15 protein-coding genes are annotated in these 17,256 nt (G+C 65.5%); 7 read left to right on the top strand and 8 right to left on the bottom strand.

Features of this window, described 5'->3' with window-relative positions:
* The first annotated feature begins 338 nt into the window (after positions 1-338).
* The 5 genes from ACLIMP_RS20825 (at position 339) to ACLIMP_RS20845 (ending at position 6,150) form a co-directional block, all read left to right on the top strand.
* Positions 339-779, top strand: a complete 441-nt coding sequence (locus ACLIMP_RS20825; protein WP_054439087.1) for a hypothetical protein — start codon at positions 339-341, stop codon at positions 777-779.
* A 51-nt stretch (positions 780-830) separates the two neighbouring features.
* The gene (locus tag ACLIMP_RS20830; protein WP_443478225.1) at positions 831-1,994 is read left to right on the top strand and encodes a hypothetical protein; all 1,164 of its coding nucleotides are present in this window, start codon (positions 831-833) and stop codon (positions 1,992-1,994) included.
* Positions 1,984-3,027: a nucleotidyltransferase family protein gene (locus ACLIMP_RS20835; RefSeq protein ID WP_443478226.1), complete on the top strand. Its 1,044-nt coding sequence runs from the start codon at positions 1,984-1,986 to the stop codon at positions 3,025-3,027. Before ACLIMP_RS20830 ends, ACLIMP_RS20835 begins: the two co-directional genes overlap by 11 nt.
* A gap of 94 nt (positions 3,028-3,121) precedes the next feature.
* Positions 3,122-3,742, top strand: a complete 621-nt coding sequence (locus ACLIMP_RS20840) for an FMN-binding negative transcriptional regulator (RefSeq protein WP_443478227.1) — start codon at positions 3,122-3,124, stop codon at positions 3,740-3,742.
* Between the two features lie 173 nt (positions 3,743-3,915).
* Positions 3,916-6,150, top strand: a complete 2,235-nt coding sequence (locus ACLIMP_RS20845; protein ID WP_443478228.1) for a TonB-dependent receptor — start codon at positions 3,916-3,918, stop codon at positions 6,148-6,150.
* 49 nt (positions 6,151-6,199) lie between these two features.
* Here ACLIMP_RS20845 and ACLIMP_RS20850 read toward each other — a convergent pair whose 3' ends face one another.
* From ACLIMP_RS20850 to ACLIMP_RS20885, 8 genes are all read right to left on the bottom strand, one after another.
* Positions 6,200-7,510 (bottom strand): MFS transporter, encoded by a 1,311-nt coding sequence (locus ACLIMP_RS20850; RefSeq protein ID WP_054439132.1) that lies wholly within the window; start codon positions 7,508-7,510, stop codon positions 6,200-6,202.
* A gap of 31 nt (positions 7,511-7,541) precedes the next feature.
* On the bottom strand, positions 7,542-8,204 hold the full coding sequence (locus tag ACLIMP_RS20855; RefSeq protein ID WP_443478229.1) for a glutathione S-transferase: 663 nt from the start codon (positions 8,202-8,204) through the stop codon (positions 7,542-7,544).
* Entirely contained in the window at positions 8,201-9,211 is a 1,011-nt protein-coding gene (trhO, locus tag ACLIMP_RS20860; RefSeq protein ID WP_443478230.1) for an oxygen-dependent tRNA uridine(34) hydroxylase TrhO, read from the bottom strand. The genes ACLIMP_RS20855 and trhO overlap by 4 nt, the downstream gene beginning before the upstream one ends.
* Positions 9,212-9,281: 70 nt before the next feature.
* Positions 9,282-10,361, bottom strand: coding sequence for an acyltransferase family protein (locus ACLIMP_RS20865; RefSeq protein WP_443478911.1), 1,080 nt, complete (start codon positions 10,359-10,361; stop codon positions 9,282-9,284).
* A 212-nt stretch (positions 10,362-10,573) separates the two neighbouring features.
* Entirely contained in the window at positions 10,574-11,995 is a 1,422-nt protein-coding gene (locus ACLIMP_RS20870) for a sugar porter family MFS transporter (protein WP_443478231.1), read from the bottom strand.
* Between the two features lie 68 nt (positions 11,996-12,063).
* Positions 12,064-12,924 (bottom strand): SMP-30/gluconolactonase/LRE family protein, encoded by an 861-nt coding sequence (locus ACLIMP_RS20875; protein ID WP_443478232.1) that lies wholly within the window; start codon positions 12,922-12,924, stop codon positions 12,064-12,066.
* Position 12,925: 1 nt separating this feature from the next.
* Entirely contained in the window at positions 12,926-13,678 is a 753-nt protein-coding gene (gene xylB, locus ACLIMP_RS20880) for a D-xylose 1-dehydrogenase (RefSeq protein ID WP_132469579.1), read from the bottom strand.
* Between the two features lie 11 nt (positions 13,679-13,689).
* Positions 13,690-14,793, bottom strand: a complete 1,104-nt coding sequence (locus ACLIMP_RS20885; protein ID WP_185999178.1) for a fumarylacetoacetate hydrolase family protein — start codon at positions 14,791-14,793, stop codon at positions 13,690-13,692.
* 232 nt (positions 14,794-15,025) lie between these two features.
* Here ACLIMP_RS20885 and ACLIMP_RS20890 point away from each other — a divergent pair, with 232 nt between their 5' ends.
* On the top strand, positions 15,026-17,071 hold the full coding sequence (locus ACLIMP_RS20890) for a carbon starvation CstA family protein (protein ID WP_443478233.1): 2,046 nt from the start codon (positions 15,026-15,028) through the stop codon (positions 17,069-17,071).
* On the top strand, positions 17,068-17,253 hold the full coding sequence (locus ACLIMP_RS20895) for a YbdD/YjiX family protein (protein WP_443478234.1): 186 nt from the start codon (positions 17,068-17,070) through the stop codon (positions 17,251-17,253). Before ACLIMP_RS20890 ends, ACLIMP_RS20895 begins: the two co-directional genes overlap by 4 nt.
* Positions 17,254-17,256 lie beyond the last annotated feature (3 nt).

Genomic DNA, 17,256 nt, shown 5'->3' on the forward strand with positions numbered 1-17,256 from the left:
CGGCACTCCCATGCAGCGGGAAGCCGCATCGACCCGCGAAAAGCCTTCGTCTGTTCGGGATACCTGATAGTCCATCGAAGCTCTCCTGCCTGCGGGAGCTCGTTGGTCTCTCAGTCGCCGACGTGCAAATACCTGTCGGCGATCGGGGGCCTATAGCCGACGATCGCCGGTCTGGCCAGCCGCGCCGCCCCGCAAGGGCAAATGGGAGGTAGTCGCCGATACCTTATGAATGATGCGGCAAGTGCATCGGGATAGTTGCGCGGCGCTGCCCATAATAGCCGCTTTCGGGGGAGGCGCCCTCCTGTACGCTGGCTTCGGCATGATGGGGAGTCGAGGCAATGGAGAACCCGCAAGACCTGATTGAGCAAGCCGAAACGAACGATCGACGCTCGTTCCTCGCGGCTTGCGGAAAGTATTCCCTGCTCGTTCCGCCCGCGATGACAATGCTCCTTTCGACATCGCTGAGCTCGCCCGCGATCGCCAAGTCCGGCGGTGGTGGAGGTGGCGGCGGTGGCGGAAGCGGCGGCAGCACCGGTGACGGCGGACATACCGGCGATGGCGGCGGCAGCAAGGATGGCGCCAGCACCGGCGATGGCGGTGCCGGCGGCACCAAGGACGGCGGCGCTTCCCCGCCCAAGGATACGCCTGCTGCCGGGTCGGCGACAGGCGACGGCGGCGGAACGAAGGTCCCCGAGACGAAATCGGAAGGCTCGGCGCCCAAGGTTGCCGAAGGGGGCTCGCGCGATGGACCCGAGCGCAAGAAAGGCGACAAGCGCTGATCGAATCACACCACGCGGAGTAATCCGCGTGGTCGGGGGCCGGAGGGAGCGATGCACCGCAACGCGGATCGGGATTCCCCGGCAGCGAAGTCCGCTGCCGAAAGCCTGAAACTGTATCTGGCTCCAGGCGCCGTGCCGCTCGTGGTTGACCAGCGCCCGGTGCTCTTCCTCGAAGCCTCCCAGCAACTCCACGCGCTAGACGGCTCGGCAGCCCACATCGTGGCGTGGCTTGCCGATGGAATATCGCTTTCGGCGCTGCGCCGCCAGCTTGCGGGAGCCTTATCGGATGAGGCGATCGACGCCCTGTTGACTGGCTGGTCCGAACAAGGGGTGATCGCCGCCGAGCCGGGCCTGTCCTTCTCTGCCCCTGTTCCTCCTTATGCCATCCAAAGGTACCTGCCACGGGGAGACGATCTGGTGGAAATCCGTTTTCCCGACGATCCCTGGGGCCAGACCTTCGCCGCCCCTTACGCGCATCTGGCAGCCGGCCTGACACCATCGCTCATAGCGCACGATAGGGTTGCGCTTTGCTGCATCGGGACGCTCTCCTTCATCTCTGCATCGCTGCGCGGGATGCTGGTCCCAAGCGCGAATACCGGCCCGGGCCTTCGCGCGGCGCTGGTATCCAGGGCGCTTGAAGGCGATACCTTCATCGCCCTCCATGCCGCGTGTCTCCTCGCCGGCGACGAAGCGATAATGCTGACCGGAGCCCCCGGCGCTGGGAAATCCACGCTGGCGGTCACCGTAGCAGCGACCTGCCCGGCGCTTTCCGTCGCGTCCGACGATATCGTCCTGTTCGATCCGCGGACCGGCATGATCGCGCCCTTGCCGCTGCCGGTCACCATCAAACGCGGAAGCTGGGAGAGACTGGCGGATATCGCGCCCGGCCTCGCCGCAAGCGAACCCGTGCTGCGCGGAGACGGCCAATGGCTGCGCTATCTTCCGCTTCCGGGACCGGTCGATACCCGGTGGCGCAAGGTCAGCGCGATCGTCGATCTCCATCGGGGGAGCGCCTCCGGTAATGAGCTGGCGCCCAATTCGGCCACTGCCTGCCTCGGCAAGCTGCTCGCGGAAGGCTTCGCCCAAAGCGGCCGCTGTTCCGCGAAAGCCATGGCCGCCCTTGCCGCCATGGTGGAGAACGCCAGCACGCTGCGCCTGCATTATACGGAAGCCGAGCAAGGGGCGCGGCAGCTAGAGACACTCGTTGGACGATGATCGCAATGCCCTCGGCCCGCTGTGCCAATGCCTTCGCGGCGAGGCCTTCAGGGAACCGCGCGGCGTCGCACCGGATTGGGATGGCATGCTCAGCCTCGCCAATCGCACCCTCGTCACCCCGGCGCTGGCTCAAGCGCTGGCCGACGACACCGATGTCCCGGCCGAAGTCAGACATTTTCTTGAGGAAGTTCGCACGCGAACCGCGATACGCAACCGCCGGATGCATGACCAGCTCCGGGAAGCGGTTGCCGCGCTCAACCAGGCCGCGATCGAGCCGATCCTGCTCAAGGGCGCCGCCCTGCTTGCCCGCAACGGCGAGGATTGCGCGCACCGCCTGCTGACCGATCTCGACCTCATGGTTCCCTACGAGGCAGGCCCGGAAGCCGTCGCCGCGCTGGCGATCGTCGGCTATCGGCGCTACCCCTCCAGCGCCGGGGAGTGGCAGGGGGTCAACCTGTTCCGCCCCCAGGACCCCGGCGGCATAGACCTGCACTTTCGCCTGAAACTGGCAGGGCCGGGCCACGACCATGCCGCCCTGTCGCGATCATGCCTGCCCTATGTGGTCGGGTCCGGCGTGGCTGCCTTGCCCTCCCCCTCCCTGCTGGCAGCTCTGTTCATTCTCCACGACCAGTTGCAGGAGCACGATTACTGGCGCGGCCTGATCGACCTGCGACACCTTCTGGACATAGCCCGCATTGCCGAAAGTGGCGGAATTCCTGACCCTTCAGCCCTCGAAGCCCTGTTCCCGTCGGCGCAGGCCAGGCGCGCGCTCCACACCCAGCTAAGGACACTGTCACAGTGGCTCGGGGTGACGATCGGGCATGAAAGGCGCGATTGGCGGGTATCGATGCAGAGCCGCCGCCGGAACCTGCAGTTACACAGGCCGCGATTGGCTCCGATCCTGACGCTGCTGGCGATGCTCGTCGATCCTCCGCATTCCGGGAAGCACGATCGACCGGCCGGGCAAGGCATCGCCGCCTGGGCGCGAAACCTGCGCCGGATCGTTTTCGTCACCAACCCCGCCAAAGTCTAGGTCGTAGTGACCTGCTCGCACCTCCCACTTGGACCCATGAAACTTTCCTTTTTGGCCGATTGATGAGGTGCAGGCGCGGCGCGACAGTACCAGCATGAAATTTCCATCCGGCTCCGACCAGGACCTGCTCAGGCTTATCGGCGAATATCCGCTCGCCTGGCTGGTCTCGGCGCGCGATGGGCATTTTCAGGCGGTTCCCTTGCCGCTTCTGGCCGAAACCAACGGCTCCGGCGAACTGGTGTCGCTTCTGGGCCATTGTTCCCGCGCCAATCCTCAGGCGGAGCATTTGCGCGCCGATCCGCGCGCGCTGGTTCTGTTCTCCGGCCCGCAAGGCTACCTCTCGCCATCGCTGGTGAGGAACCCAACCTGGGTTCCGACGTGGAACTATGCCGTCGCCGCCATCGAGGTGGATGTGACTTTCGTGGAGGAAGAGACGCGCGCCTCGGTCGTGCAACTCTCCAATGCCATGGAGGCGGAGCTGGCCGATCCGTGGACCATCGAGCGCGCCGGCCCCCGGGTGGAGCCGATGCTGAACCGCATCATCGCCTTCCGCGCGACAGTCCGCGCCGTGCATGCCAGCTTCAAGCTTGGTCAGGACGAGACGATGGAAGCCCTCACCGATCTCATTTCCGGCACCGGCAATGCATCGCTGGCCGACTGGATGACCCGTTTCAACGCCGAACGCCTGTCGCAAGGCGGAGCCGCGACGGAATGAAGCCGCACCCGTCCCCCCGGGTAACGCGGGGGTGCGGAAAAAGACGGCAATGGAGGAGTATCCCGGGCGCGGGTCCGGGGAACGGCAGGGAAGCCGGACAAGCATGTCCGGCGGATATCAACGATGGAGAACCGGCTCCGGCCGGGATCGCCACGACAAACATGAGGGTTGAAATGATGGGTTCACGTAACACGATCAAGGGAGCGATCCTTTCCTCGACGGTGCTGGCGCTCGGCCTGGCCGCACCTGCCCATGCACAGCAGGCTTCCGAAACCGGGATGGGCAAGGACGACATCATCGTCACCGCCACCAAGCGCGAACTGAAGCTCAGCGACGTGCCGATGCCGATCAGCGCCGTCAGCGGCGATCAGCTCAAGGCGATGAACGCCAATTCCCTGGCCGACTACATCACCCGCCTGCCCGGCGTCGTCTTCAACGATTATCAGCCCGGCATTTCCGAAGTCGTGATCCGCGGCATCGCGGCTACCACCTATCACGAACAGGGCCAGACCACGGTCGGCTACTACCTCAACGAAGTGCCGCTGGTGGAGCCCGGCTTCCCGATCGGCATCCCCGACATAGACACCTTCGACCTTCAGCGCGTGGAGGTTCTGCGCGGCCCGCAAGGCACGCTGTTCGGCACCTCGACACTGGGCGGCGCGGTCAATTACGTTGCCGCCGTCGCCGATCCGGGCAAGTTCGATGCTGCCGCCGAAGGCCTGCTGGGCAGCACCAGGAATGCTTCCGGCCAGCTCAACTACGCGGCCAAGGCAATGATCAACCTGCCGCTGGTCAAGGACCAGCTCGCGGTGCGGGTGATGGCGCTTCAGCGCGTGGATGCGGGCTATCTCGACAATCCGGGCATCGGCGTGAACGGCTCGAACGACTACCGCACGCGCGGCCTGCGCGGCTCGCTCGTCGCCACCCCCAACGACACCACCAAGCTGACGTTCCTGACGACCTATCAGGACACCAGGCTGGACGACCAGACCTACCTCGATCTCGATAATCCCTATGTCCGCGACACGCCGCGCGCCGAACCCCAGAAGACCGATTTCTGGATGAACAGCCTGCGGCTCGATCAGGAACTGCCCTTCGCGAACCTGACGGTGCTCGGCTCCATCACCGAGAAGCACAACACCACGCTGTTCTCCTACCCCTATGCCTACGTCACCGGCGTGACCACGGGGGATGACGCCGCCTATTCGCTGGGCAAGGCCAATGCCAATATCAAGAGCTTCGAAACCCGCCTCGCCTCGAAGGACGGCGGCCCGTTCCAGTGGCTGATCGGCTTCAGCTACATGAAGGCGAAGAAGCACAGCGCAGACCGCATCTACCAGGGCGGCGCCGCCGACTTCATCGATGCGAACCCCGATCTCTACGGCGGCTATTCGGGTGATCTGATCGCCCCGAACGATGCCATCTACGGCTATCTCTCCGACACCAGCAACGAGAACTGGGGCGTGTTCGGCGAAGCTTCCTGGGAATTCGTGCCTACCGTGACCCTGACGCTGGGCGGCCGCTACTACAACACCCGCAACTCTGCCGAGATCACCAATGCGCCGGGCTCGCTGGCCCCCGGCAGCTACACCATCGCGCCCTCCAGCTTCGGCGTGAAGCAGAAGGAAGACGGCTTCACGCCGAAGGTCTCGCTATCATGGAAGCCCGGCGAGACGATGCTGGCCTATGCCACTTATTCGCAGGGCTACCGCGAAGGCGGCCCCAACCCCAATGCGGCGATCCTGACGGGCATTCCCACCAGCTACAAGAGCGATACCGTCGACAACTACGAAGCGGGCGTGAAGACCTCGCTCTTCGGCAATCGCCTGACGATCGACATGGCCGCTTTCCACATCGAGTGGAACGACATCCAGGCCCGCCTCTTCACCGATGCCCCCTATTACTATTCCTACGTCACCAATGCCGGCGGCGCTAAGATCGACGGCGTCGAGTTCTCGGGCGCGCTTCAGGTCAACCGCATCGTCAGCTTCAGCTCGAACGTGACCTATCAGGACGCGCGTCTCAGCAAGTTCCTGCCCGATACTTTCGCCGTGGGCGGCGGCTATGACAAGGGCACCACGCTGCCAGGATCGTCGAAATGGTCGGTGGCCAACAACCTGCGCTTCGAACTGGCGGACCTGACCGGGGCGCCCAGCCTCGAGATCGCGCACCGCTACCTTTCGAAGGCGCCGGTCGCCTTCGGAAACGACGCAAGGCGCGGCGGCTTCAACGTGTTCGACCTTCGCGCCTCGATGGGTCTTGGCGAGAACATCCGCGTGATGGCCTTCGCCAACAACGTCTTCGACAAGTTCGGCATTCTCAACGCACCGTTCACGTCCCAGGCGGTGCCGGCAGGGTCGATCATCCGTCCGCGCACGATCGGCGTGAAGCTGGACTGGAGCCTCTGACGCCCTGACACGCCGGCCATCGAAGGCATGCTAGCCCCGGCGGCCCCGGTCAGATGACGAAGTCCTGTTCGGTGCTCTTGCGGATAGTCAGGAGCCCGATCAGGGTCAGCACGGCCGCGCCGGAGATATAAGCGCCCACGAACAGCACCCCGCCCCGGTCCGCCAGTGTCTGCGCGATCATCGGGGCAAAGCCGCCGCCCAGAATCCCGCCGACATTGAAGGCGATCGACGCCCCCGTATAGCGCACGCGGGCACTGAACAGCTGCGGAAGCAGAGAGGCCAGCGGGCCGTAGACCAGCCCCATCGTGAACAGGCCAAGGCAAAGGAACACCGCGATCGCCGCCAGCGATCCCGCTCCGAACATCGGGCCCATCGCCAGTCCCACGATAACCGCAACGACACTGCCGAAAATCAGCACGCCGCGCGAACTCCAACGGTCCGCCGCATAGCCTGCCACCACGATGCCGACCGCCATGAACAGGATGGCGAAAAGCTGCACGCCGAGGAACGCCTGCCGGTCATAGCCAAGCGTGGTCGTGCCATATCCCAGGGCGAAGGCGGTGGTCAGGTAATAGATCGCAAAGCAGGCGACGACGGCGAAAGTCCCCGCCAGGGTCTGGCGCAGATGCGTCCTGAACAATTCAACGAGCGGGATCGACCGGGCAGGCTCGTGTTCGAGAACGGCCGCGAAGGACGGCGTTTCCGAAAGGCGGAAGCGGATCCACAGGCCCAGTCCCACCAGCACCGCGCTCAATACGAAAGGAATGCGCCAGCCCCAGGTCGCGAAATCGCTATCGCTCAGCGTCATGGTCAGCACGAGGAACAGGCCGTTCGCGGCAATGAAGCCGACCGGCGCACCCAGCTGCGGGAACATCCCGAAGCGCGCGCGATAACCCGGCGGCGCATTCTCCACCGCGAGCAGCGCCGCGCCGCCCCACTCTCCGCCAAGCCCGAGCCCTTGCGCGAAGCGCAGCACGCAGAGCATCAGCGGCGCCAGCCAGCCGGCGCTCTCGTAAGTCGGCAGGAAGCCGATCAGCACGGTCGCCCCGCCCATCAGCAGCAGCGACGCCACCAGGGTGGACTTGCGCCCGACACGGTCGCCGAAATGGCCGAACAGCGTTGCCCCTACCGGACGCGCGATGAAGGCGATGCCGAAGCTGGCGTACGCCGCAAGCTGCTGCACCGAGGCGGAATGGGCCGGAAAGAACAGCGGCCCGAACACCAGGGCGGCGGCTGTGGCGTAAATATAGAAATCGTAGAATTCGACGGCCGTGCCGACGAGGCTGGCAACCAGCACCCGCGCATTGCTGCGGTAGACGTTCTGCTGCGGCACATCGCCGGGAATCGTCTTCGTCGCCATCACTTAGCCCTCATCATCGCTTCGGGCCGCCTTACTGGATTTGGCCGGACGGTCCATCCCCGATCGCGAAGGGCACCGCGTTATCGCCCTCCTGCCATGGCGACAACCGCACCATGATCGAAGCGAAGAGCGCCGAACCGAGATGGCCTTCCAGCCAAGCCTTGAGATGCGGCAGGGGCAGGCCGCCGAACCATGCCGGATCGGTCGCGGCGAACTGTCGCACGAAAGGCATGATCGCGGCATCGGCGAGCCCTCGCGCGCTTCCGCAAAGCTGCCCTTCCGGGGCGATCCGCGCATCCAGTTCGCGAAGGAAGGTCAGGCCGCCTTCCCGGTGGACCAGCGGATCGGCGCCATGACGGTCGGGGTACTTGTAGCGATCGAGGTCATGCTTGAAGGGACCGTCGTTCGCCGCGATCAGCGCGTGATCGTCACGCCCGAGCCAGCCCTCGGGATCGTGCCGCGCCAGCGCCCAGCGCATGATATCGATGCTCTGGTCGACCACCGCGCCCTCATGCAGGACCAGCACCGGCACCGTCCCCTTGGGCGAAGCCTCCAGCATCGCCGCCGGTTTGGCCGACAACTTGATCTCGCGAATGTCGCAGCCGGCACCCGCGATCATCAACGCCAGCCTCGCCCGCATGGCGAAGGGACAGCGCCGGAAGCTGTAGAGGACGGGGCGCGCGTTCGCGGTCACTGCGGTCGGTCTGCGGCGGCGTCCTCTTTGCCCGTGCGAACGGCGCCGACATGGGCCTGACCGCGCGCCGCCGCCAGTTCCTCCTGCCGGTGTCGCTCGCGGTAAGAGGCGCGCTGTTCGTCCGTGCGTTCGTCATGGCAGGCCGGACAACTGACGCCTGGCTCGTATCGGTCCGACCGGCTCTCGGCCGCGCTGACCGGGCGGCGGCAGGCATGGCACAGCAGATGCGTGCCCTCGACCAACCCATGCCCGATCGTCACCCGCTGATCGAACACGAAGCATTCGCCCTGCCACATGCTTTCCTGCGGGGAGACCGTCTCCAGATACTTGAGAATGCCGCCCTTGAGATGGAATACATCCTCCACGCCTTCCTGCTTGAGGAACGCGGTGGACTTCTCGCAGCGGATACCGCCGGTGCAGAACATCGCCACTTTCGGCGGCTTGCCCTCGCCCAGCAGGCGCTCGCGCTCGGCCCGGAACCATTCGGGAAACTCGCGGAAAGTGCGCGTGCCGGGATCGATCGCCCCCTCGAAAGTGCCGACGGCGACTTCATAGTCGTTGCGGGTGTCGATCACGATCGTATCGGGATCGGAAATGAGCGCGTTCCAGTCCTGCGGTTCGACGTAAGTGCCCACGATCGCCAGCGGATCGATGTCCGGCTCGCCCATGGTCACGATCTCGCGCTTGATGCGCACCTTCATGCGGTGGAACGGCATAGTCTCGGCGCTGGAGAGCTTCACGTCCAGTTCCGAACAGCCCGGCAAGGCGCGGATATGCTCAAGCAGGCGTGCAATCGCCTCGTGCGAACCGGCGACCGTGCCGTTGATGCCCTCATGCGCCACCAGCAGGGTGCCCTTGATCCCCTGCTCCTCGCAAAGCCGCAAAAGCGGCGTGCGCACGCTGTCGCAATCCGCGAAAGGCGTGAATTGATAGAGCGCGGCCACGCTTAGCGGCAACGGCTTCACCGCTCCGCCCGAGGCTTCCGTTTCGACACGACCAGTATGCATGGCGCGCCCATAGCGCGGAATCGCGGCATTGGGAACGGCGCGATTCCAGAGAGGCCCGGCCGAAAGGGGATCAGGCCGCCCTGAGCCTGCCCCCGCTCAGGAGCCGCGCCGGTCCAGGCACGGTCCGCGCAAGCAAGGTGCCCACTACAACCACCGCGCCCAGAACGATCAGCGGCTGCGCAACCAGGTACACCGGATAGAGCGGCGCGCCCAACTTTCCGAACAGGGCCCCGAGCACCGGCCCGCCCAGCCAGATCAGGATCAGGTGCGAACAGAACAGCAGGAAAACATAAGGCTCCATCTTCAGAAGCGCGTCCTTGGCGACACTTCCGGCCAGTGCCCACGACAACCGCCAATAGGCCGCCGCAGCAGCGACACGCACCGCAAGGTCCAGCGCCGAAGTGCCGAAATCGACCGGCCGTCCGTCAAGCCGCAGCGAAAGATAGAGCTGCACCGGCATCAGGAGCGCAAACGGCAAGACGCTCCACGCAAGGGGGGCCTTCGCCACACGCTCCGCCATGCCGCCGCGCTGTGCAAGAATGCCGAGGATGAAGAAGAACGGAATGGCCGCGCGCATGAAGACCGGCGGCCCGAAGCCGAAAATCTGGCAGAATGCCGCGCCCATCGCCAGAACCGCCAGTGCGCGGCTCGGCATCCTCACCAACAGCGGCGCCAGGACCATGCACAGGAAAAGATCGCGCAGGAAAGGCATCTGGACGTTGATGTCGGGATTGCGCGTGACGATGAAGATTTCCTCCACCACCCAGCGCACGGAATCCGGCGTCGGCGCCGGAAGGTGCCACAACCATGCGGAACCGGAAACCAGCAGCACCGCAAGCGCATTCCACAGGACCATGGGCACGAGGATCGTCCTGGCCTTGCGCCGCAGGTGGATGCGCCACTGCAGCGTGGTGCGCGATCCGGCCACCAGCCAGCCTGAAATCAACCCGAGCAGCGGCACGGCGCTGTGCCCGAAGATTTCCATCAGCACCCAGCGGAGATCTTCCTGCACGCTACCCCGTGCGAGTTCCAGATCATATCCGCTGAGGCCGGTCCAGGCATGGACGTAGACCACGCCGAGAATACAGATCACGCGCGCGATCGAGATCGCCTGAGACCGGCGAGCCCCGTGGTTCAGTTTGTCCGGCAGACGATTGTCCCGCTCTTCGCAGGCATTCCATAGGTTTGCTTGTCGCACAGCGTTCCTTTTGGCGGCCACATCCGGTCTGTGACCATCAAAACCGCCAAGGGCCACCGGGGCTGCGGCGCGACGCGACCGGTCGCCCCTCCGATCCGACGAAACGGATATTCATGCCGGAGTCCCAGGGCCGCCACGGTGGAGCGCGGCGGCCCTGGGATTACTCAACCTTCCATCTGCTCCAGTTCGCGGCCCTTGGTCTCATTGACCATGGCCCGGACGAAGAAGAACGAAACGGCGGCGAAGAAGGCATAGCCGGTATAGGTCACCGCGAGGCCGGGGCTCACGGCCAGTGCCGGGAAGCTTACCGAAACCGCCGCATTGGCGATCCACTGCGCGAAGCCCGCAACCGCAAGGCCGGAACCACGGATCTGGTTGGGGAACATCTCGCCAAGCATGACCCACATGATCGGGCCCCAGCTCATATTGAAGAAGATCACGTAGAGGTTGGCGGCGACGAGCGCGATCACCCCGTTGTGGCCGGGGAGCGAAACCGCGCCGTCGGCGCCGGTCACGGCGGTGGAGAAAGCGTAGGCGACGGTCGCGAGCGTGGCCGCCATGCCCGCCGAGCCGATCAGCAACAGCGGCTTGCGGCCGATGCGGTCGACCATGGCAATGGTTGCAAGGCAGGCGCCGATCGAGAGCACGCCCGAGAGGATATTGGTCTGGAGCGCGTAGTCTTCCGAGAAGCCCACCGCTTCCCACAAGGTGGCGCCGTAGTAGAACACCACGTTGATGCCGACGAGCTGCTGGAACACGGCCAGGCCGATACCAGCCCAGACGATCGGGCGAACCCGGCCGCTGGCACGGTCGATCAGGTCGGAAAGCTTGGGCTTGTGATGGTCCGCAGCAAGGCTGGCCCGGATTTCAGAGACCTTGCGGTCTGCCTCGGCAGTGCCGAACAGGCGGGTAAGCACGGCGTGAGCGCGCTGTTCCTGACCCTTGACGACGAGGTAGCGCGGGCTTTCCGGGATGATCAGCAGGGCGAAGAAGTAGATCGCGGCCGGGATGGACTGCAACCAGAACATCCAGCGCCAGGCCGGCAGGTCAAGCCAGAGCGACTCGGTGGAGCCACCGGCAAACCGGGCCAGCACGAAATTGGCGACGAAGGCGCCGGTAAGGCCGGTGATGATCATGACCTGCTGCACGCTGGAAAGCCGGCCACGGATCGCTGCGGGCGTCACTTCCGAGATGTAGACCGGCGAAATCACGCTGGCCGCACCGACGCCGAGGCCGCCGATGATGCGCGCGATGATGAAGATCACCGAGGAACCGGCCGCGCCTGCCATGAGCGCGCTGAAGAAGAAGAGCACCGCCGCCAGCATCATCACGCCGCGCCGGCCGATGATGTCGGCCATGCGGCCCGCCGCGAACGCACCGATCGACGAGCCGACCAGGATCGCCCCGACATTGAAGCCGATGCCCAGCTTGCCAAGGTCGAAGGCGGCTTCGAGCCCCTTTTGGGTGCCGTTGATAACGCCGGAATCGTAGCCGAACATGAACCCGCCGATCGTGGCAACGGCCACGATGGCGATAATGAACGCCATGTTGATCCGGGCTTCGCCCCCGGTCTGCGCCGCAGTCATTCCTCTATTCCCCTTGATCGATATCATTCGATATTCTGTGTGTCTGGATGCGACCCCAGGTCGTGAACCTAGCTGTTGGCCAGATGAACCGGCAATCCGGAAACCCCGGCATCGAACATAAACAGATTGCCGGCAAGCGGCTGTGCCTCCAGTTCGGAAGCGGACAAGCCCTTGCGTGCGGTGGTGGCGAAGGCAGTGCGGAGGTCGGGGCCGCCGAAGGCGATCTTGGTGACGTTTGCCACCGGGAATCTGACCGTAGCCATCAACTTGCCCGCCGGATCATAGCGCCTGACGGCCCAGCCGCCGAAAAGGCCGCTCCAGAGGCAGCCTTCGGCATCGATCACGCAGCCATCCGGCCATCCGGCGCCGTCCTCGATAGTGACGAACAGTTCCGGGTTCCCGAGCGCGCCGTCCTCGTCCACCGCAACGCGCCAGATGGTCTTGCCCAGCGTATCGGTATGCCAGAGCGTCCGCCCGTCGGTGCTGATCGCCGGGCCATTGGTGATGACCACCTCCGGCAGTCCCGCATGCGCGCAGTGCCCCTTGTCGAGCCGGTAGAGCGCGCCAGACGCCTCGGTCTCGCTGTCGTCCATGGAGCCCAGCCAGATGCGCCCGGAAGGGTCGGTGGCGGCGTCGTTCAGCCGGTTGCCCGGACGGGTCGGCTCGGGATTGTGCAGCAGCGCGAAGTCGCCGGTTTCCGGGCTGAAACGGTGCAGGCCGGTCTTGACCCCGACGATCATGTCGCCGCGTGCGGTCGGCAGTGCCCAGCCGATCTGGTCGGGCGCGTGCCACATGTCGAGCATGCCGCTGGCCGGGTCGTGGCGGTAGAGGCGATGCTCCTTGATGTCCACGAACCACAGGCGATCGCCTGTCCAGACCGGACCTTCGCCCAGCGTGGCGCCGACGTTGAGAATGGATTCAGGCGTCATGTCACCTCCAACCTGCATCGACGAAGTAGTCGTGCCCGGTGCACATGGCGCCGTCGTCTGAGGCGAGGAAGAGGCAGAGGGCGGCGACGTCGGCGGGCTGGATGCGGGCCTTGAGGCACTGTGCGGCCATGATCTCGGCCTCGCCCTCGGGGGTGTACCACTGCTTCTGGCGCGGGGTGTCGACATTGCCCGGCACGATCGTGTTGACGCGGATGTTGTCGGCGCCAAGGTCGCGCGCCATGGCCCGGGTCATGCCTTCCACCGCCGCCTTGGCGGTCTGGTAGAGCACGAGATCGGGCAGGCCGAGGTGCCAGCTGATCGAACCGAAGTTCAGGATCACGCCCCCGCCCTGCGCCTTCATGCCCGGCACCACCGCCTGCGCCGCGAAGAACTGGTGGCGCAGGTTCGTCGCCATGCGCTCGTCCCAGTAGGCCGGCGTCACTTCGTCGATGCCGTGCCGGTCATCGCTCGCGGCATTGTTGAGCAGCACGTCGACACCGCCGATCGCCTCGGCCAGCTCGGCCAGGACCGCGGCCGTCGCATCGAGATCGCGCAGATCGCAGGCGCGGAAATGCGTGCCCGGCAGCGCCGCGGACAGCGCCTCTCCGGCAGGGGCATTGATGTCGAGGAAGCCGACATGGGCGCCCTGCCCGGCAAACGCCTCGACAAGGCCCGCGCCGATGCCCGTGCCGCCGCCGGTGATGAGCACCCGCTTACCCTTGAGGCTGGGATAGATGGCCGAATGGTTCGTCATGGATGTGATCTTCATGCCTTGAGCAGTCCGCGCGACAGCAGGTTGGCGTAGAGTGCCCCGATTCCGGTGCTCCACGGCGCCGCATCGCGCGAGGTGACGACGCGGTTGGTGAGCTGACCCAGCCGGTCGCTCTCGATCGTCACCACGTCGCCCACCTTGTGCGTGAAGCCGCGGCCTTCCTCGTCGCGGTCCTGCACCGGCGCGAACAGCGTGCCCAGGAACAGCACGAAGCCGTCAGGATACTGGTGCTCGCTCAGCGTCTGGCGCACGAGGTCGAGCGGATCGCGGCTGATCTCGGCCATGTTGCTCTTGCCGCTCAGCACGAAGCCGTCCTCGCCGGTGATCGAGAGCCGCACTTCGGCATCGCGCACATGGTCGATGGTGAAGCTCTCGTCGAACAGACGCACCAGCGGGCCGAGCGCGCAGGAGGCGTTGTTGTCCTTGGCCTTGCCCAGCAGCAGCGCCGAGCGCCCCTCGAAATCGCGCAGGTTCACGTCGTTGCCGAGCGTCGCGCCCACGGCCTTGCCGTCGCTGCCGACCAGCAGGGCGATCTCGGGCTCGGGGTTGTTCCAGCTCGAATCCGAGCGCACGCCGATCTCGGCGCCCACGCCCATGGTGGAAAGCACCGGCGACTTGGTGAACACTTCCGCGTCCGGCCCGATGGCGACTTCGAGATACTGCGACCACAGCCCGTCCTCGATCAGCGCGGCCTTGAGCTGGGCAGCGCTGTCGGAACCGGGCACCACCGAGCGGATCTGCCCGCCGATACGCGCTTCCAGCCGCTCGCGAATGGCGGCCGCCGCGCTCCAGTCACCCCGCGCGCGTTCCTCGATCACCCGCTCGATCGCGGAAGTGGCGAAAGTCACGCCGCAGGCCTTGACGCACTGGAGATCGACCGGGCTGAGCAGGTTCACCGCCGCCGCATCGAACGCGCCCAGCCGTACCCCGCCCGCGCCCGAGAAATCGCCCGCCTCGACCAGCGCCGAAACCGTGGGCACCACGCCCGACATGTCGATCAGTTCGCCGCGCAGCACCAGGATCGGGCTAGGCCCCTCCCCAAAGTCCGCGCGGCCCACGAACGTTCCCTGCGCCCAGTCAGACGGCATCAGCGGCATGATATCACGGGATTCGACATATCCCTCCCTACTCCCGATTACTTTATTTGATAGCGCTAACAAATGGAAAACGGGTTCCTTGTCAAGTGCCATTGCGAAGTGTTGCCACGGGCAGGCGAACAGGAAAGCCGGGCTTCACATCGCGAACATAATCGTGCAGCGAAGGCCGTGCCGGTTCCCGGCGGGAAAGAACGTGTCGTTACAGGCAGAACGCACGGCAGGAGAGAATGACATGACGCGGCACCTCACATGGCTTCTGACCGGGCTTGCCGGCGTCATTGCTCTGGCCGTCGTCGCGCTGTCCCGCGGCGAAACCGTGAATGCGCTGTGGATCGTGGTGGCCGCCGTATGCTGCTTCCTCGTCGCCTATCGCTACTATTCCCTGTTCATTGCCCGCCACGTCATGAAACTTGACCCTGCCCGGCCAACGCCCGCGATCCGCCGGGCCGACGGGCTTGACTATGTGGCAACCGACCGAACCGTGCTGTTCGGCCATCACTTCGCGGCCATCGCCGGCGCCGGGCCGCTGGTGGGCCCGGTACTGGCGGCGCAGATGGGCTATCTTCCCGGAACGCTCTGGATCATCGGCGGCGTCCTACTGGCAGGGGCGGTTCAGGACTTCATGGTCCTGTTCATATCGATGCGACGCGACGGACGCTCGCTCGGCGAACTGATCCGCATGGAAATGGGCCAGTGGGCGGGGAGCATCGCCCTGTTCGGCGCTTTCATGATCATGGTCATCATCCTGGCCGTGCTCGCGCTCATCGTCGTCAAGGCGCTGGCGGAAAGCCCCTGGGGCATGTTCACGGTTGCGGCAACGGTACCCCTCGCCATGCTGATGGGTGCCTATACCCGGTGGATTCGCCCCGGGCGGATCGGCGAAGTCTCGGTCCTCGGCCTGCTGGGCCTGCTGGCTGCGATCGTCTACGGGCAGGCGGTGGCCCAGTCGCCGGTGTGGGGACCGCTGTTCACGTTCACGCCGGTACAGCTTTGCTGGATACTGATAAGCTACGGCGCGGTGGCATCGGTGCTGCCGGTATGGTTGCTCCTGGCGCCGCGGGACTATCTTTCGACCTTCCTCAAGATCGGCGCCATCGCCGCGCTTGCAATCGGCATCGTCATCATGGCGCCGCCGCTCAGGATGCCCGCCCTCACCGCTTTCGCGGCCGGTGGCGGCCCGGTCTTCTCGGGCGGGCTGTTTCCCTTCCTGTTCATCACCATCGCCTGCGGGGCCGTATCCGGCTTCCACGCGCTGATCGCCAGCGGTACCACGCCCAAGCTTATCGCCAGCGAGGCGGACGCCCCGCTGATCGGCTACGGCGCGATGCTGATGGAAGCCTTCGTGGCGATCATGGCGCTCGTCGGGGCCTCGATCCTCGATCCGGGCATCTACTTCACCATGAACAGCCCCGCCGCGCTGATCGGAACGGACGCGGCAAGCGCCGCCCATGCCGTGACCGCGATGGGCTTCCCCATCTCGCCCGACACCATCTCACGGACTGCCAGCGAGGTTGGCGAACACACCATCATATCCCGCGCCGGCGGTGCGCCGACGCTTGCCGTGGCAATGGCCGAAATCTTCTCGCACGTCGTGGGGGGCCCCGCGATGAAAGCCTTCTGGTATCACTTTGCGATCCTGTTCGAGGCGCTGTTCATCCTCACCGCCGTGGACGCCGGAACGCGCGCCGGGCGCTTCATGCTGCAGGACCTGATGGCGCTTGCCGTACCCGGCCTCAACAACCGCAAAAGCCACGTTCCCGGCCTCGTCGCTACTGGCCTGTGCGTGGCGGCCTGGGGTTTCTTCCTTTACCAGGGGGTGACGGACCCGCTGGGCGGCGTGAACACGCTCTGGCCGGTCTTCGGCATCTCGAACCAGATGCTCGCGGCGATCGCGCTCATGCTGGCGACGGCCGTGCTGTTCCGCATGAAACGTGACCGGTTTGCCTGGGTCACGCTGCTGCCGATGGCATGGTTACTGGTCTGCACGCTTTCGGCCGGATGGCTCAAGCTGTTCTCGTCCGATCCCGCCGTGGGTTTCCTGGCCCATGCCTCCAAATTCTCCGAAGCGCTGGAAAACGGCACCGTGCTGGCTCCTGCGAAGACCGTGGAGCAGATGCAGCGCATCGTCTTCAACGACCGGGTGGACGCCGCTCTGGTCGCGGTGTTCCTCGCGGTCGTGATGTCGCTGATGGTCTTCACCTTGCGCACCTGCATCGCCGCGCGCCGGAGCGCAGTGCCGACAGTGAGCGAGATCCCGTCGGAGATCGTGGCGGCATGAAAGCGCTGGTCGACACCCTGCGCCGCACCGCGCGACTCATGGTCGGCGTGCCGGACTACGAGGATTATTGCCGCCATATGCAGGCGTACCACCCCGAGCTTCCGGTCATGGACCGTACGACGTTCTTCCGAAACCGGCAGGAAGCCCGTTACGGCGGAAAGAACGGCGGACGCTGCTGCTGAAGG

This window comes from Novosphingobium aeonii (assembly GCF_052279045.1).
Classification (GTDB): Bacteria; Pseudomonadota; Alphaproteobacteria; order Sphingomonadales; family Sphingomonadaceae; genus Novosphingobium.

Bases quoted from the DNA above. Each gene is read 5' to 3' on its own strand.
- ACLIMP_RS20845 (WP_443478228.1), top strand. From the start codon at position 3,916: ATGATGGGTTCACGTAACACGATCAAGGGAGCGATCCTTTCCTCGACG.
- ACLIMP_RS20885 (WP_185999178.1), bottom strand. From the start codon at position 14,793: ATGCCGCTGATGCCGTCTGACTGGGCGCAGGGAACGTTCGTGGGCCGC.
- ACLIMP_RS20895 (WP_443478234.1), top strand. From the start codon at position 17,068: ATGAAAGCGCTGGTCGACACCCTGCGCCGCACCGCGCGACTCATGGTC.
- ACLIMP_RS20830 (WP_443478225.1), top strand. From the start codon at position 831: ATGCACCGCAACGCGGATCGGGATTCCCCGGCAGCGAAGTCCGCTGCC.
- ACLIMP_RS20890 (WP_443478233.1), top strand. From the start codon at position 15,026: ATGACGCGGCACCTCACATGGCTTCTGACCGGGCTTGCCGGCGTCATT.
- ACLIMP_RS20875 (WP_443478232.1), bottom strand. From the start codon at position 12,924: ATGACGCCTGAATCCATTCTCAACGTCGGCGCCACGCTGGGCGAAGGT.
- ACLIMP_RS20870 (WP_443478231.1), bottom strand. From the start codon at position 11,995: ATGACTGCGGCGCAGACCGGGGGCGAAGCCCGGATCAACATGGCGTTC.
- trhO (WP_443478230.1), bottom strand. From the start codon at position 9,211: ATGCATACTGGTCGTGTCGAAACGGAAGCCTCGGGCGGAGCGGTGAAG.
- ACLIMP_RS20850 (WP_054439132.1), bottom strand. From the start codon at position 7,510: ATGGCGACGAAGACGATTCCCGGCGATGTGCCGCAGCAGAACGTCTAC.
- ACLIMP_RS20825 (WP_054439087.1), top strand. From the start codon at position 339: ATGGAGAACCCGCAAGACCTGATTGAGCAAGCCGAAACGAACGATCGA.
- xylB (WP_132469579.1), bottom strand. From the start codon at position 13,678: ATGACGAACCATTCGGCCATCTATCCCAGCCTCAAGGGTAAGCGGGTG.
- ACLIMP_RS20840 (WP_443478227.1), top strand. From the start codon at position 3,122: ATGAAATTTCCATCCGGCTCCGACCAGGACCTGCTCAGGCTTATCGGC.